We start from the raw sequence: 15,205 nt of genomic DNA on the forward strand, positions 1-15,205 counted from the left end.
ATTGTTTACAGGTATGATCGCAATGGATCAGCGAACCACTTTCACGCGTTCTTCGATCGGCTGGAACTCCTTGTCCCCTGCCGGCGCCGTCGGTTTGCCGAAAGGCATTTGGGCGATCAGCTTCCAGGATTCGGGAAGGTTCCATTCACCGCGGACGCGCTCGTCGATCAGCGGGTTGTAATGCTGAAGCGAAGCGCCGAAGCCTTCAAGCTCAAGCGCCGTCCATACGATCAGCTGCACCATCCCCGAGGTTTGATTGGACCATATCGGGAAGTTTTCGCTATAAGCGGCGAATTGGTCCTGAAATTTGCGGACGACGTCCATGTCTTCATAGAATAAAACGGTGCCGTAGCCGCTGCGGAACGAACCGATCTTTTGCTCGGTCGATTTGAACGCCTCCGGATTGTTGACGACCTCGCGCAAAATATCTTCCGTAATATCCCACAAGCGGTCATGATTGGACCCGAGCAGAACGACCGCGCGGGAGGTTTGGGAGTTGAACGAGGAAGGCGCATGCTTGACCGCGTCCTCCACGATTTCCTGAATACGCTCATCGGTGGTCACGTTCTGTTTGCTGATGGTATAGATGGAACGTCTTCTTTTCAGTGCTTCGATAAAATCCTTGGGCATCGCTCTTTCTTACCTCCATGTTATATATCTGGCGACAATGTGCCTGGACCAAGGAAAATGAACTTTGGCCGTTACCGGTTAACTTTCCCAGCCAGCTTTTTTAATATGCGGACCCCCTGGGATTGTTCGTATCAAAAAGTCAGGCCCATCCGCGGATATCACGAATTGACCTGCCTGTTAGTTACACGTTGTTCCGTGCTTCGGTTTCAATGGTACGCTTCATAACCTCTGCACCCCGGTCAACCCGGATCTGAATTTCCGCTGCCAGCTGGTCGGGCAAAAAATCCGTAATCCACACGAGGCGGCACCGGCCCCCGCTGTCCTCAAACACCTGAAACGAAGCATGGTGATGCTGCAGCGACATTTTCGTTTCCACCACCGCATAAGCCATTCTTCTCCGCTCATCATCCCGGGTGACGATTAGCTCTTTTACAATATTGCCGTTGCTGAAATGGATCAACCGATTCACCCCGTCAAAATGCGTCTCGGCCGTGTAATCCGGCACGAACCGCTTGTGCACGGCGCCGACGTCACGGACGACGTCCCAAACGAGTTCCGGAGATGCTTCGATCCAAATTTCTTTATAAATCGTTGCCATCTCAGCATCCGCCTCCATTCCATAGTTGGGCCGACTGAACATTCGATGAACCGAATTGTACGAATGAACCCGGATGAATCCGGATGTATCGGCTGATCCGCTGTATGGTGTCGTCGAATGCAGATTTGAATTGTTCATATAAAGGAGAGATTTCTGGATGAGGGATCGCGGCATTCGTGCGCGAAAGGGGGACATGTCCTTCGATCGCTTCCTTGGCTTCGTCCAACATCCGAATGAGTTCGGTTTCGCCAAAAAAATGCAATCCGCCTTGTACGCCCTGCCAATATCCAGGTGTATCAAGCAAATACCGGATCCAGGCTTGGAAGTCCGATTCCGAATGACATGCTGGGTACAACAGCCTGATCATGAACACCTGCTGCTGATCCGGATGAAGCGAACGAATCATACTTGCCTTATCGACACCCTCTTTTCCCTGCAACGCACTGACTGCCGGGTCGGTACAAGCCAAAACAAGCTCTGCATCGGTTAACGCATCAAATGCCTGCTTCTTCATTTCCACTAATTTCAAAATATCACTCTCCTTGCCTTCATTTTATTTTTGACTGATTTATAAGTCAATATTAAAATCAAAAAAAACATCAGCCTCCTTTGATCAAGGAAACCGATGAATCTACAATTTGATTGAGTATCACGTTCAGCTTTATTTTGACCTCAGCATCCGGCAGTCCTTGAGCTTCCATTTCCTGCTTGGATTGATCCAAATAAGCCATCCCCTGGCTCACCGAACCCCAAAACTGCATCGCCATCAAGTGCGCGTCACCCTTCCGGATCTCGCCTTCCGCGATGCCTCTGTCAATTGTGCGGGTCATCGGGAGCATAAATCCCTTCACCCAATCAAACGGTGAAATCTCGTCCGGGGTATAGAGGAAATGGATATCGTGACTGATCCGCATGTAAAAACGGGACATCACCGGATTTTCCAGAACCCGTTCGCAAACGATTCGCGCATAGGTTTCGAGCAGCTCCAGCACGGGAAGATCCTGTGCAAAAAATGCATCGGTATAGCGCCGGGATTCCTCCATCATGTGCTCATACAGCGCTCTGAACAGGTTTTTCTTATTTTTAAAATAATAGAATACAAGTCCGTGGGCGAGCCCGGCCCGATCCGCAATGTCGCTGACTTCCGAAGCCGCATACCCCTTCTCAACATACACGCGCATGGCTGCCTTCAATATTTCCTGCTGCCGCTGCCTGCGGATTTCCTCATTTTGTTCTTTGGTGCGCGGAGACATGATACGTCCACCTTTTCGTTGACTTAGATAGATTGAACTAAAGTATTTGCATTTGAACATCCTATGATAACGGCAAAATATGCCTATAACATTCATTTCTTTAGTTCATTCTATATAGATACTAGTCGAAATTATAGGAGAAGCATACCGGGTTGTCAATTTACCGGCCATCGGCCGCAAACACAAAAAGCCTTAGGGCTGATTCAGCTCGAAAAGGCGTTAGATCCCTTTCCGCTGCTCAGCCGCAAGGCTTTTTCGCAAACAGTGATCAACTGCTTTAATTTTATCGTTTTACCCAGGCCCGCTCCAGGTTCATTTCCTGAATGCATTCCTCCGTGTCGTGCGTGTCGTTGTCGATAAGCGGCGTGACCGCGTATGCATGCATCTCTTCCGCCGAATGCGTGCGCAGAATCGGATCCAGCGCGTCCAGATCCATCGTACTTTCATCCAGCCAGCGTTCCATGTCCCCGGGAGACAGAATCGCCGGCATCCGGGCGTCGAATTCACCGATCAGCGGATTGGCATCCGTCATGACCAAAGTGCAGGTGCGCAGCGGCTCTCCACGCGTATCCCGCCAAATTTCATACAATCCGGCCACCCCGAACATGCTGCGGTTTTTCATCACTACACGGACGGGATAAGACTTCTTGCCTTCCCTCTTCCAATAATAAAATCCGTTGCAGGGGATCACGCAGCGCTGCTTGTCCACCATTTTCCGGTAACTGGGGTTCTGGTGCACATTCCGAAGGTCCGCATTGATCGCGTCTTTTCCCCAATAAGGGATAAAGCCCCAGCGGAATTCATCCAGAATCCGCGCCCCGTCCTGCTGGAGCACCACCGGCATATGCTGCGTCGGACTGATGTTGTAGCGATTTTTATAGTAATACATCACCCGTTCGATTTGAAAATGCTCCTGAACCTCCGGCAGCTCGGCGGCCATGGAAAAACGTTGACACATGAAGCATCAGCCTCCCTTTATCCCGTATTGTTTGCCATTGGAGGGAAATTATTCATGTGCCTGCCGCTTCACAACAAAAAAACGGCCCCCAGCGCGGAGGGAACCGTTTTGACGCTTGGTTACTCGGAAAACACTGCCGGAGTCTAGGTCAGTTTCTCGCGTGATTATTTTCTTCCTCGTCTTTCTTATAAAGCAGCTGCTTCCCGGCCGCCCGAAGGTTTCGGGCTGAAGCAGCTCGATCGGCAGATCGCCCGAACTCTATAGATTACGTATGATCAGCTGGTCCCGTTTAGGCCCCACGGATACGTATTTCACTTTCACCCTTGCGGTCACTTCGATGATCTCGATATATCGCTTCGCCGCCTCAGGCAGCTCATCAAAGGAACGAATGCCGGAAATGTCACAGTTCCAACCCTTGTGATGCTGCAGAACCGGCTTGGCCTCATCCAGCTTCGCGCTCACTGGAAACTGGTCGGTCACCGTCCCGTCAGCCAGCTGATATCCGATGCATACAGGGATTTGGTCCAGGTACCCGAGCACGTCCAGGTTCGTTAACGCGATCTCGGTGGCTCCCTGAATCATGCAGCCGTAGCGGGTTGCCACCGCATCGAACCAGCCCACTCGTCTCGGACGTCCGGTTAATACGCCGTATTCGCCCGCATCGCCACCGCGCCGGCGCAGCTCCTCGGCTTCTTCGCCTGCCAGCTCGGTCACGAACGGGCCGGCACCGACGCAGCTCGAATAAGCTTTGACCACCGCCACCACTTTGGATATGGCATACGGCGGAAGGCCGGCACCAACCGGCGCGAATCCCGCTAACGTTGAGGAGGACGTGGAGAACGGGTAAATGCCGTGATCCGGGTCCCGCAGCGCTCCCAGCTGCCCTTCCAGCAAAATGCCTTCCCCTTTGCGGTAGGCCTCATTCAGCATTTGGGCCGTATCGCACACGAACGGACGAATCTTCTCGCCCTGCTCCAGTAATGCCGGCATGAGATCCTCCGGAGTTAGAGGCTGATGACCATAAAGATGTGTCAGCAGAACATTTTTGGCTTCCAGCATCTGTTGCAGCCGGCGCCGAAGTCTTTCTTCATCGTACAGATCGGCCACCTGCACGCCGAGCTTGGCGTATTTATCGGCGTAAAACGGAGCAATCCCCTGCTTCGTCGATCCAAAGCTCCGTGCCCCCAAGCGTTCCTCTTCCAGCTCATCCAGCAGCCGGTGAATCGGCAGGACGACCTGCGCCCGATCCGATATGGCCAATTTCGGTTCGGGGACGCCTCTTGCCAGCAAAGCTTCCCGTTCGCTCACCAACACGTTTACGTCCAGCGCCGTTCCCGTTCCAATCACGTTTGTCACATGCGGATAAAATACGCCGGAAGGCAGCATATGGAGTCCGAACTTCCCGTATTCGTTAATAATCGTGTGCCCGGCATTGCTTCCGCCCTGATATCTCACGACGTAAGATGATTTGGCTGCCAGCACGTCCGTCATCTTGCCCTTTCCTTCATCGCCCCAGTTGGCTCCAACAATCGCTGTTACGGTCAATGGTTTGGCCTCCTCTTGTTTTCCTTTACAGCGATCATTATAATTTGGATTAGTCACATAAGTAAAATTGATATTAATAATGAGATATATAAATTGAGGTAATGACGATGAATATCCAAATGGAATGGTACCGTGTTTTTTACTGGACGGCCAAGCTTGGCAGTTTGACAAAGGCGGCAGAGCAGCTGCATATTACCCAGCCTGCGGTCAGCCATACGTTAAAGCAATTGGAAGGTGCTCTTGGCGGGGCTTTATTTTTCCGGACAGCAAAAGGAGTCACGTTAACCGCAGAAGGTGAAGTGTTGTACAGTTACGTGGAACAGGCCATGCAGATGCTGGACATCGGGGAGAAAAAGATGGCCGAGATGCAAAATCTGCTGCTTGGGGAAATCCATATCGGAGCGAGCGACACCTTGTGCAAACACTACCTGCTGCCATGCCTCGAACAGTTCCACCAGCAGTATCCGGACATCCGGGTGCATGTGACGAACCGGACGACGCCAGAAACGATCACATTGTTAAAAGAAGGAAAAATCGACTTCGGGATCGTGAACCTGCCTGCGGACGACCCCAAAATCGATTTTCGGCCAAGCGCTCCCCAGCAGGACTGCCTTGTCGGGCATCCGAAGTATGCGGAATTGGCACGGCAGCCGCTGCCTTTGGCGGAGCTTCACCAGTACCCGCTGCTGCTTCTGGAACCGGGTGGAAGTACGCGCCGATTTCTTGACAGCTACGCCGGGGCGCACGGCACGACCCTTCATCCGGAATTCGAGCTTGGCAGCCTCGATCTCTTAGTCCAGTTTGCCCAGAGCGGATTTGGGCTTACCTTCATAACGCGCCAATTCATCACCGAAGAGTTAGCCTCAGGCAAATTGGTGGAGATTCCTTTGGCACCTCCGATTCCACTTCGGCACATCGGGATTGCGACGCTCAAAAACGTTCCTCTTTCGGCTGCATCCAAACGGTTTATCGGCTTTTTGTCGTAGTTGAAAACCGGAATGCTGCCTGAGATACCGTTCACGGATGAGCAATGATGGATCCGCTCCCGGATTTAAGCATCCATCGATTCCCGCCGGAGCAGGCGAAAGCCGAAATCGCGTCCGAACAAAGGCGATAGCGCCTGCCACAGCATGCCGATCCCGGCCTCTATCCGTTCCATATTTTCGGAATCGCCGACATCCACCGGATCCAACCCGATGTCGCGGGACAACCGGGCAACCGTATCCTTTGCTTCGGCATCCTCCCCGCTGATATAAACGGTGGCATTGCCCTCCTCGTATCGGGGCTGGGCAAGTACTTCCCAAGTAAGGGTATGGAATGCCCGGACAACCCTGGCCTCCTGCGCCAGTCTACGCACCTCTATATCGGCCGACTGCCCGTCGAAACGGTTGGTGCAGTTGATCAAAATTTTGCCGGCCAGAGCCCCAGCTTCCGCCAGCACCCTTTCCACATCGTCCGCCATTACGGCCAGCAGGATGACTTCGCCAAAAGCAGCCGCTTCCCGCACGGTTCCCGCCTGTGCCTGAGGGCCGGACTCCTGAAGCAGAACTTGAATTCGCTCATGATGCGGATCCCGAGTGCCGAACATCACCTCATGCCCCTCTGCGGCCCATTTTTTCCCGAGCGTTCCACCCATGTGTCCCGTTCCGATCACACCTATTTTCATGGTCATTCTCCTTTGCGATGGATAGATTGAAGGGGAGTAAGCCCCTCTCTCAAGCATTCTAATCGCTGGAGCCGTCTCCAGCGCAAGTCATGACAACAACATTTTAATCCGGGTAACCTCTTCCCCTATTCAGACGTCTTAGATAAAAAGGAGTGAACTTTGTATGAAAAAGATGATTTGCGCGATCATTACGGCATGCTTGCTCATGTCAGGCTCGTCCGCTTACGCGGCTGTTCCGGACAAGGTATATATGGAAAATGTAGAAGTTCCGAATGCAGCACCTGTGCTGAAAGACGGGCGGGTACTGGTCCCCTTGCGTACCTTAGCCAATTCCATCCATGCGTCGGTATCCTGGGATGCCAAAACCCAAACAGCGACCGTCCATAAATGGTCGGAGAAGGTTGTGATTCCGCTTGGTAAAAACGCAGCTGTGGTGAAACAGGGAGATGGGTCGACGAAAATCAAGCTGGATGTGCCTATGCAGAAAATTCACAATCAAATGTATGTACCGCTGCGATTGTGGGGCGAATGGCTGGGGTACCGTCTAGAGGTGAAGGGCACGACGGTATCGTTTCAGTCTCCGCTGAATCCGATGCAGCTGGCTGTGCTGAATTCAGGTGACCTGGCCGACGCCCGCCGGATGATGCTCGATATGAACAGTCGCCTGCATTATGAGCATGAAGCCTTGAGCAGCGAGCATACTTCCGAAGGGTTCAGCACCATCCTTCTCTTCCCTCAAGGGGTGGGCACCCGGTATTACGTCATCTCCGACAACCTGGTGTCTAGGATCGAGTTAAAAGGTGGTATGCAGATCGTCACCTGGCAGGCGCACATCTCGCCGGGCGTGAGACCTGTGGAGGAGCTGTTCGCACAGCAGAAATTTACGGACGCAACCGGACCGTTACCCTGGAAGGATACGACCTATTTTTATTACCGCGAAGGGAGCATTGTGAACATCAATACGTACACAGCGGGACGTCTGGATCCGGATGGAAAGCTGAACAAGCTGGCATATAAGCTGACGCAAGACGGGGAGATTCGGGAGCAATCCGGAACCCTTACTCTAAAGCTCCCCGATGAGGTCCGGACAGATGTGAAGAAATGATCGTAGCAAATATAGCTTCATATAGATATTCAAGCGGAGTCTATAAATCAAAAGTGCACCTAACTCAGCCATTCTGCCGAATTTCAGCTCGAATGAACTCGTTTAAGTGCACTTTTGCTTTTAAATCATATTTTGAAGCATCAATATGTGGCCTTCAAGATTTTTGCGGTACTCCTCACCAGCCGGATAAAAATACAAAGTCTTGAAAAAGTTCATTACATTCGTTCTTGAGCGAAAAAAGTATAACGTGGCTCCCTCATCAGCATGAATCCGAACTAGATCATGAGCGATCCCTTGCAGCCAAAGGCCGAAATCCAGTTCTCTACTATCTTTTCGATGAAGTAGAGCTATTAAAACTTGGATCAATCTTTCATCCTCGTCGTCTGTGTAAACGTCTCCTTTGTACAGGGTTTGACCCACAACATTTAAGACTCGCCAAACTGACCCATCAACAGGACTAAGTGGATGTTTTACGGCCGCTGCCAATAAATCCGCCCCATGTGCTATCGCGTGAGCCCAACCCTTCCCTTCCACATATCCTCTCGTATCCTGCTCCATTTCGAGATACTGGCAGACCCGTTCAAGGAGCTTGCTTACGGTATCTCGGTCAAGTCGGACTTCAATCTGGTCTTTCTGTAATACAGTAGCAGCAGCAAGTGCCGAAAATGAACGTTTAAACACCGAATCTGTGCATACTTCACCAATTTGATAAAATAAATGATTATCATCAAAAGCTTTAGTCAGAATGTGCTCCAGTTGGTCTTCGTTAAAAAAATCGTTATGTATCCAGCGGGCTAATGTTGCGTATGTGAGCTCGTCTCGAAGCCGGGGATCAGTCGCACCGATGTTCTCCAGCATAAAGGAGATCGTTTCGTTGGCCAATTCACGCGTCATCGACTCCTTTGATATGGCTATTAACTCCTCAAGCCGCCTTTTCAACGCTACCTCCTCCCCACTTCCACCACGGACAAAATAACCTCTGCCATCTGTTCTTCGGACATAGTCCGCGGCTCCCGCGCCCACTGAATGGCCGGACCAAAAATAGCCCAGCTAACGGCCCTTGCCCCTGCCTTAAGCTGCAATGGATCATCAAGCGGATATCCAAGATCATTCCTCATCAACCCGGAGATATAACGGGTTAGTTCTTCATGGATGGTCTCTTCCAAAATCGAAACCGGTACCCTGCTGGATGGCTGCCGATGGCTATATTTACCCTCAAAGCACTGAAGAACAGCAATAACGATCTTCCGAGCTGTTTCGCGGTTCCACGGAGAATTCGGCGAAACGGCATTCATCAGCAGCTTGCCGAAGTTGTCCCGGATGACATGTTCCAGGAGCATATATTTGTCCGTGTAATGGATGTAAAACGTCCCCCGGCTCACATTCGCCCGCTCCGTGATGTCCTGTACACTCATGGCGGAAAAGCCCTTTTCCCGGATCATCTCGACGAAACCTTCCCGAAGCAGCTGACGTGTGCGCTCGATTCTGCGATCACCGTTTTTATCTGTGGATGCCATATTTATCCCTCCAATACTGGATATCGTTCATGATCAATGACCTACTGCTGAACAATTCTTCCTAACTGTTCAAAACTGAACACTGGCTGCGATTTGTATATGGTTCACTTCCTTGCACCGACCTAAAATAATCATATCTCAACTGACTTCTGCGAAGAAAGGGATACACCTTATGTTCTTGTGAATATCTACGTTTTAACTATGAAAGGGGAAATTTAATGGTGGAAGAATATGCAGCGGACACAAAGCATGAAGCACAATGTGATCTTGGCGGCAGATTCAACAACGCTATAACAGAACTGGTTGAAATCACCACGACATACTTTTGGAATGGGCGGTCCCAGGAGGCGCTGCATATCCTGAATCAACTTCTGCCGATCACCGGCATCCGTGAGGCGCAGCACCTGCGTCTTCCGATTTTGCTGCAGCTTGGCAAAATACAAGCCAATGAACATGTCTACACCAACGCCGATCCGGAACCTATGTTTTCCATATTGAACGAAGCCAGGCGGCTCGCTGAGCAATCCAATGAGCGAAAAGGCCTGGCCGATGCGCTAAGTGCCCTCGGTACGGCCCACTATTTTGTTGAACTGAATGCGAGCTCAACGATCGAGAGCACCGCAGAACAATATAAGGAGGCTCTGAATTACCATGAGCAGGCATTGCAGCTGAGGGTGGAACTTCAGGACAACCGCGGCATAAGCGAATCGTATTTTCAAATCGGTACCGTGTATGAACGCTGGCAAAAGAAGGAGATGGCCCTGAATTATTACGCCCAGGCAGCTCGAATCGCTGAGGAATATCATTTTCCGTTAGAGCAGAGCGAGCCTGCACGCCACTTTGCTTTCCATGCGTTTCAATCCGGAGACCTGGAAGAAGCGTTAAGGTTTGCACAGCACGCTTTATTCATGCGAGAAACAGCTGGGTTCAAGCCCCATCTGCCGCTTGATCATTTGCTGCTGAGCGACATTTACCTGAAACGCGGCCAGATCGAAACGGCTCGGCAGCATGCCGAAACCGCCATCCGCTTGGGAGAGGAGATGGGATATCTAAGAGCCGTGTCCTCCTCCTGCCTCACCCTCGGCGATATTGAACTCGCTCAACAAAGGGGTGATGCCGCCCGTACCTATTATGAAAAAGCTCTCCGTTTAGGACATGAACTCAAGCTCCCACTTTCCGTTCACAGAGCAGAAGAAAGGCTGGAACAATTGAGCGATCGCGCGTGAATCCCTCAGCGGAATTCCAGCAAATGTGTGCTATACTGTTTTAAAAAACGAAACGGGGCGGCGGATTTATGACGGTGTATATCGCACTGCTGCGGGGCATTAACGTTGGCGGACATAATCTGGTGAAAATGACCGAGCTCAAGAAAATGTTCGAGGACATGGGCTTCCACGATGTCAAAACGTATATTCAAAGCGGGAACGTCTTGTTTAAAAGCAATGAAAAGCCGCATGGACTGAAGTCCAAAATTGAGCAGTTTTTGGAAAAGGCGATCGGCAAGCCGGTATCGGTCGCCCTGAAATCTGCGGAGGAGATGCAGCAAATCATCGCGGGATGTCCATATGACGCCTCTGCTTTGGGCGAAGGTGAAAGCATCCATGTCTCTATTCGCACCGCACAGCCCAGCCAGAAAACGCTGGACAAGCTGGCGGCCTTAGACAAAGGCGGAGATGACTTCCACACCGACGGCGATGTCGTATACCTGATGCTTCGGCAAAGTATCCGGGACTCCAAGCTTGCCGCGAATTTGTCCAAGGCTGACGCTCCGGCTACGTCGCGAAACTGGAATACGATGAATAAGCTGAACGAGCTGGCCAAAACGTTGTAAGCAGCCAGCTGCCCGTCCACTGGAAATCTATCTAACGATGAAGCTATCACGCCGGAAACACCCCGCTTTACCAAAAAAAGCAGGCAAAGGAACGTTCCCGTTCCTCTGCCTGCTTTTTCACGTCTTGTGACATAGACCCGGCAAGTAGACTCGGCCCTGCCCATCTAAATACAAAACGCACCGTTTACCCCTTTGTACCTCCCTGCAGCCCAAACCCTTTGGACATAAACTGCTGCGACAAAATATACAGCACGACCGACGGCAGCGCATAAAGGACGGAAAATGCCGCCAGCTTGCCGTAATCTGCCATGCCGTATTGGCCGAAAAACTGATACAGCTTGAGCGACGCCGGAAAGTTTTCGGGGGATTGCAGCAGGATGTACGGGACGAAGAAGTTGCCCCAGCTTCCGGAGAACGTAAAGATAGCCACGGTGCAGATCCCGGGGATCATGAGCGGGGCTACTACTTTGCGAATTCCGGTGAACACCGAGGCGCCGTCGACCCATGCGGCCTCCTCCATATCGTTCGGCACGGAATCCATGAAATTTTTCAGCATCCAAATGCCGTACGGCATCGAGGAAGCGACATAGAACAGAATGACGCCGAAGATATTGTTGTACAGCTTCAGGCTGAGAAACAGCTGATACACGGGAACCATGACCGCCGTAATCGGCAGCGAGGTCATGAACAGAATGGTCAGCATAAACGGCTTCTTATATTTCATTTGATACCGGGACAGCGGATAGGCGGCCAGCAGACCGAGAATGACAACGATGACGGCTTGGCCGAGAGACATCACAAGGCCGATCAGAAAGGCGCGCTGGTTCTCGCCATTCGTAATTACGGCGCCATAGTTCGCACCGGTGAAACGAGTTGGCATTTTCAGCGACTGCAGCGCATTGGAATCGACGGACGCGACCAGCACCCACAGCAGCGGAAGCAAAAAGCAGATCCCGATGACGGTAAGGATCAAATACGGCAGAATACGGTAGATGAGATTGCGTTGTTTCGCGTTCATACGAAGTCTCCTTGTTTATTGCTCTTTCATCGAGCGGATGTAGAACAGGCTCAGCACGATGCCCAGCAGGAGGAGCAGCAGCGATATGGCCGTGCCGTACCCGAGCTGGTAATTGACGAAAGCCTGGTTGTACATAAAAATCGGCAGCGTCGTTGTCGACGTTCCCGGTCCCCCGCCCGTCATCGCGTAGATCAGGCCAAAAACGCCCAGCGTCTGCAGCGTGACGAGCATCATATTGGTCAGAATGGTGTCCTTTATGTAAGGGATGGTGATCCGGAACAAGATTTGCAGCCGGGAGGCGCCGTCGACGACGGCCGCTTCTTCGATCTCCGTCGGCACATCGTCGAGTGCAGCCTGGAATACGAGCATCGAAAAGGCGGTGCCGTGCCAAATGTTCGCTAAAATGATGGTCAGCATCGGTACGGTATAAAGCCAGGTCACATCGGAGATCCCGACGAAGGAGAGAATGGCATTCAGCGTCCCTTCATCGCCGAAAAAGCTGTATAAACACAGCGCGCAGACGATTTCCGGCGTGACCCACCCAGCCAATACGATCGTGCCGATGATCCGGCGAAACAGCCGGTTTTTGTGCTTCATCAAGAGCGCAATGATAAATCCGAGCACCTGCTGGCCGATGACAGCCGAGCCGATCAGGAAGATCAGCGTGTTCCAAATGCTTACCCGGACCGTGGGGTCATGGAACATGCGGACATAGTTGTCGAAGCCGACGAATTTCAGTTCCTTGGCCGCTTCCCCCGTCAACGCCAGGTTGGTGAATGAATAGAAAAACGTTAACAGGATCGGATAAATGAAAAACACGAGCATGATCGCGATTGAAGGAAGCAGGAAGTAGAGCCACGTATACGACTTTCTTTTTTTGTACACCGAAGATACGGTCAAACTGCTCATTCAGGTTACGTCTCCTTCCCCTAAGCTGAAAATAAAACCGCTTGCCCACGCGCTCTTCCCTCCGGAAGCAGCGACATGAGCAAGCTTTGAACCGTTACTTCTCTACGATATGGTCCTCACCGACAATCCGGGTTACGTCCTGCGCGTACTTCTTCGCTGCATCCGCAGGCGAGGTTCCGGTGGCGACGCTTTCGACCATCGTCTGGATCTGCGTGGACACCTCCGGATATTTGTCCTGCGCCGGTCTGAACTCGGCATGCTGCAGGTATTCCGTGGCGATGCCGTTAAACGGCTGAGCCGTATATTCGGGATCCTTGGCGACGTCCGCACGGACGGTAATGTTGCCGGAAGCGATGACCAGCTTTTTCGTGTTGTCCTTGTTCAAAGCGTACTTAATGAAGTCCCACGCTTCGTCCTTATGCTGCGCGTTGCTCGGGATCGACAGCGCCCAACCGCCGGCGAGCGTGATGGAACCCGGATCCTGGCCTTTGCTGGTCGGCATTGGGGCAAAGCCCAGCACGTCTTTATACTCCGGCCAAGGCGCAGCTCCGGTGTCAAAGTAGTTGCCGGTAATCCACGATCCGTCGAGCGAAATCGCCAGCTTGCCTTTTGGCAAATATTCGCGGGACGCGGTGTTGCCTGCCTGGCCGTTCAGCACTTTGGACAGCGGAGGTCCGAGCTTCTCCTTGTTGACCGTCTGGATGAAAGTCAATGCGTCGATGATACCTTGGCTTTTGATGATCCATTTGCTGGTATCGTTGTCATAGAGACGCTCCCCGGTGCCGTACAGCAGCATTTCGTACGTTTGCATCGAGGTGGCTTCCCCTGTCGCCTTGCCCATGTTCATCCAGATCGGCACGACATCCTTCGTTTTCTCTTTGATCGTCCGGGCCGCGTTCAGCACGTCGTCCCACGTTTTTGGCTGCCAGTCCTCGGGAAGTCCCGCCTGTTTGAAAATTTCCTTGTTGTACCACAGTCCCCGGGAGTCGGTGTTGTACGGTACTCCGTACACCTTGCCGTCGCTGGCCGTAACCCCTTTTTTCATCGCTTCGATAAAGGAGCCGTTCGTCCAGTCCTCCCAAGCCTTGACCTTGTCATCCAGCGGTTCCAGATAACCGGCACTGGCATCGGAGTTGAGGATAAACGTATCCTCAGTAACGATATCCGGAGCGGTGTCCTTGGACTTCAGCGCCAGAGCGACTTTGGCAAAATAATCCCCTTCGGACGCCTGAATCGGTGTCGGCTTGATTTCCACATCCTTGTTCGGATACGATTCGGACAGCTCTTTCAGCCATTTGTAGAACGTGCCCTTCTCCCCGATTCCGTCGTCCCGGTAAGTGATCGATATCGTCGTTTTCGTCTTGGCGGTTCCTTCGCCTGAAGAATCCGTATTGCCGGTAGTCGTGGTCGTCGTCGTATCCGTTCCCGGCTCCGCCGTCTTCGTGCCGCCGCTGCCGCTTGAGCAGCCTGCCATCGCCACCGTTAACGCGCAGAAGAGCGCGGTGGATCCGAGCAGCCATTTCTTTTTCCCTTTGACCATGCTTGCCCCTCCTTTTTGATGTAAAGCCTTGGGATCTCTGCCTTGAAGCCTTGGAGTAAAGCGCTTTACTATGTATGTGTATTAACATTTCAGGTTTTCATAACAACATATTTTGGGGATGGCCGGACAGAACCATTTCACTTACAGGACACCCGCAAATCTCTTCGATCTCCGCTTTCAACAAACCAATCCGCTGCTGTATCAACAAAAAGACTGCCCTTACCCGGGCAGCCTCCTATCTCGAAGTTATATTTTATCCACATGCAGCAGCTTGATTTGCTTGACCTCGTACGTATTCTCCAGCCTCTCTTCCGGGATCACACGCAGGCGGACCAGACTGGAAATTTTCGATCCGTCCGCTTTGGACATCAGCCGCCACAAATCCGGGTCCGGCAGCGCTTCGTACAGCTTCTGGTCGTCGTATTCCTTGCGGATTTGCGATACCAGCTTCACTTTGTAAGCACCAATCTCCAGCTGCTCGGCCTGCTGCTTCTCACAATAGGCGGTAATTTCTTCGCGAAGCTGCTTCAATTCCTGCTCCGTTTCTCTCTGCCGCTGCTTCAGCAGGTAATACCTGTCTACGATCTTGTCCATCTTCCCACTCCCTTCTACCTACACCATATGTGTGCAGAAGC

The 15,205-nt window shown here is 52.0% G+C and carries 17 protein-coding genes; 4 read left to right on the top strand and 13 right to left on the bottom strand.

All coding sequences use genetic code 11. The annotated features are described in order from the left end of the window. Nucleotides 1-27: 27 nt before the first annotated feature. From GCU45_RS03205 to GCU45_RS03230, 6 genes are all read right to left on the bottom strand, one after another. Complete coding sequence (locus GCU45_RS03205; RefSeq protein WP_116229983.1) at nt 28-630, bottom strand: nitroreductase family protein; 603 nt, start codon at nt 628-630, stop codon at nt 28-30. 181 nt (nt 631-811) lie between these two features. Continuing rightward, nucleotides 812-1,228 (bottom strand): SRPBCC family protein, encoded by a 417-nt coding sequence (locus tag GCU45_RS03210; RefSeq protein WP_152398041.1) that lies wholly within the window; start codon nt 1,226-1,228, stop codon nt 812-814. Between the two features lies 1 nt (nt 1,229). After that, nucleotides 1,230-1,757 (bottom strand): hypothetical protein, encoded by a 528-nt coding sequence (locus GCU45_RS03215; RefSeq protein WP_152398042.1) that lies wholly within the window; start codon nt 1,755-1,757, stop codon nt 1,230-1,232. Between the two features lie 70 nt (nt 1,758-1,827). Next, nucleotides 1,828-2,481, bottom strand: a complete 654-nt coding sequence (locus tag GCU45_RS03220) for a TetR/AcrR family transcriptional regulator (RefSeq protein ID WP_152398043.1) — start codon at nt 2,479-2,481, stop codon at nt 1,828-1,830. Between the two features lie 283 nt (nt 2,482-2,764). Further along, nucleotides 2,765-3,439, bottom strand: a complete 675-nt coding sequence (locus tag GCU45_RS03225) for an SOS response-associated peptidase (RefSeq protein ID WP_105442337.1) — start codon at nt 3,437-3,439, stop codon at nt 2,765-2,767. 258 nt (nt 3,440-3,697) lie between these two features. Continuing rightward, nucleotides 3,698-4,984, bottom strand: coding sequence for an adenylosuccinate synthase (locus GCU45_RS03230; protein WP_152398044.1), 1,287 nt, complete (start codon nt 4,982-4,984; stop codon nt 3,698-3,700). A 107-nt stretch (nt 4,985-5,091) separates the two neighbouring features. Between GCU45_RS03230 and GCU45_RS03235 the strand changes: the two genes are divergently transcribed. Beyond that, entirely contained in the window at nt 5,092-5,970 is an 879-nt protein-coding gene (locus GCU45_RS03235; RefSeq protein ID WP_152398045.1) for a LysR family transcriptional regulator, read from the top strand. A 65-nt stretch (nt 5,971-6,035) separates the two neighbouring features. Here the strand turns inward: GCU45_RS03235 and GCU45_RS03240 are convergent, their stop codons facing one another. Then, a complete protein-coding gene (locus GCU45_RS03240) occupies nt 6,036-6,650 on the bottom strand; it encodes an NADPH-dependent F420 reductase (RefSeq protein WP_244364415.1) in 615 nt (204 codons plus the stop codon). 163 nt (nt 6,651-6,813) lie between these two features. On the opposite strand from GCU45_RS03240, the gene GCU45_RS03245 reads away from it, so the two are divergent. Then, on the top strand, nt 6,814-7,755 hold the full coding sequence (locus GCU45_RS03245) for a copper amine oxidase N-terminal domain-containing protein (protein WP_152398047.1): 942 nt from the start codon (nt 6,814-6,816) through the stop codon (nt 7,753-7,755). Between the two features lie 120 nt (nt 7,756-7,875). On the opposite strand, the gene GCU45_RS03250 is transcribed toward GCU45_RS03245, so the two are convergent. Beyond that, complete coding sequence (locus GCU45_RS03250) at nt 7,876-8,694, bottom strand: DUF2785 domain-containing protein (protein ID WP_152398048.1); 819 nt, start codon at nt 8,692-8,694, stop codon at nt 7,876-7,878. Between the two features lie 2 nt (nt 8,695-8,696). Next, a complete protein-coding gene (locus tag GCU45_RS03255; protein WP_152398049.1) occupies nt 8,697-9,272 on the bottom strand; it encodes a TetR/AcrR family transcriptional regulator in 576 nt (191 codons plus the stop codon). 218 nt (nt 9,273-9,490) lie between these two features. Here GCU45_RS03255 and GCU45_RS03260 point away from each other — a divergent pair, with 218 nt between their 5' ends. Beyond that, nucleotides 9,491-10,498, top strand: a complete 1,008-nt coding sequence (locus GCU45_RS03260) for a tetratricopeptide repeat protein (RefSeq protein ID WP_152398050.1) — start codon at nt 9,491-9,493, stop codon at nt 10,496-10,498. Between the two features lie 68 nt (nt 10,499-10,566). Further along, nucleotides 10,567-11,103: a DUF1697 domain-containing protein gene (locus GCU45_RS03265; protein WP_152398051.1), complete on the top strand. Its 537-nt coding sequence runs from the start codon at nt 10,567-10,569 to the stop codon at nt 11,101-11,103. Nucleotides 11,104-11,287: 184 nt separating this feature from the next. Here GCU45_RS03265 and GCU45_RS03270 read toward each other — a convergent pair whose 3' ends face one another. From GCU45_RS03270 to GCU45_RS03285, 4 genes are all read right to left on the bottom strand, one after another. Continuing rightward, on the bottom strand, nt 11,288-12,121 hold the full coding sequence (locus tag GCU45_RS03270) for a carbohydrate ABC transporter permease (RefSeq protein WP_152398052.1): 834 nt from the start codon (nt 12,119-12,121) through the stop codon (nt 11,288-11,290). A gap of 15 nt (nt 12,122-12,136) precedes the next feature. Beyond that, nucleotides 12,137-13,030, bottom strand: a complete 894-nt coding sequence (locus GCU45_RS03275) for a carbohydrate ABC transporter permease (protein WP_145132459.1) — start codon at nt 13,028-13,030, stop codon at nt 12,137-12,139. A 94-nt stretch (nt 13,031-13,124) separates the two neighbouring features. Then, nucleotides 13,125-14,570: an ABC transporter substrate-binding protein gene (locus GCU45_RS03280; RefSeq protein ID WP_089547804.1), complete on the bottom strand. Its 1,446-nt coding sequence runs from the start codon at nt 14,568-14,570 to the stop codon at nt 13,125-13,127. Between the two features lie 246 nt (nt 14,571-14,816). Next, nucleotides 14,817-15,164 (bottom strand): hypothetical protein, encoded by a 348-nt coding sequence (locus GCU45_RS03285; protein WP_145024403.1) that lies wholly within the window; start codon nt 15,162-15,164, stop codon nt 14,817-14,819. Nucleotides 15,165-15,205 lie beyond the last annotated feature (41 nt).

Origin of the sequence: Paenibacillus cellulositrophicus, assembly GCF_009363095.1 — a bacterium.
GTDB classification, from domain to species: Bacteria; Bacillota; Bacilli; order Paenibacillales; family Paenibacillaceae; genus Paenibacillus_AQ; species Paenibacillus_AQ favisporus.

What these genes read in the sequence shown, in the direction of transcription:
- GCU45_RS03205 (WP_116229983.1), bottom strand. Translation starts at nt 630, where the DNA reads ATGCCCAAGGATTTTATCGAAGCACTGAAAAGAAGACGTTCCATCTAT.
- GCU45_RS03210 (WP_152398041.1), bottom strand. Translation starts at nt 1,228, where the DNA reads ATGGCAACGATTTATAAAGAAATTTGGATCGAAGCATCTCCGGAACTC.
- GCU45_RS03220 (WP_152398043.1), bottom strand. Translation starts at nt 2,481, where the DNA reads ATGTCTCCGCGCACCAAAGAACAAAATGAGGAAATCCGCAGGCAGCGG.
- GCU45_RS03225 (WP_105442337.1), bottom strand. Translation starts at nt 3,439, where the DNA reads ATGTGTCAACGTTTTTCCATGGCCGCCGAGCTGCCGGAGGTTCAGGAG.
- GCU45_RS03235 (WP_152398045.1), top strand. Translation starts at nt 5,092, where the DNA reads ATGAATATCCAAATGGAATGGTACCGTGTTTTTTACTGGACGGCCAAG.
- GCU45_RS03240 (WP_244364415.1), bottom strand. Translation starts at nt 6,650, where the DNA reads ATGAAAATAGGTGTGATCGGAACGGGACACATGGGTGGAACGCTCGGG.
- GCU45_RS03245 (WP_152398047.1), top strand. Translation starts at nt 6,814, where the DNA reads ATGAAAAAGATGATTTGCGCGATCATTACGGCATGCTTGCTCATGTCA.
- GCU45_RS03255 (WP_152398049.1), bottom strand. Translation starts at nt 9,272, where the DNA reads ATGGCATCCACAGATAAAAACGGTGATCGCAGAATCGAGCGCACACGT.
- GCU45_RS03260 (WP_152398050.1), top strand. Translation starts at nt 9,491, where the DNA reads ATGGTGGAAGAATATGCAGCGGACACAAAGCATGAAGCACAATGTGAT.
- GCU45_RS03265 (WP_152398051.1), top strand. Translation starts at nt 10,567, where the DNA reads ATGACGGTGTATATCGCACTGCTGCGGGGCATTAACGTTGGCGGACAT.
- GCU45_RS03270 (WP_152398052.1), bottom strand. Translation starts at nt 12,121, where the DNA reads ATGAACGCGAAACAACGCAATCTCATCTACCGTATTCTGCCGTATTTG.
- GCU45_RS03275 (WP_145132459.1), bottom strand. Translation starts at nt 13,030, where the DNA reads ATGAGCAGTTTGACCGTATCTTCGGTGTACAAAAAAAGAAAGTCGTAT.
- GCU45_RS03280 (WP_089547804.1), bottom strand. Translation starts at nt 14,570, where the DNA reads ATGGTCAAAGGGAAAAAGAAATGGCTGCTCGGATCCACCGCGCTCTTC.
- GCU45_RS03285 (WP_145024403.1), bottom strand. Translation starts at nt 15,164, where the DNA reads ATGGACAAGATCGTAGACAGGTATTACCTGCTGAAGCAGCGGCAGAGA.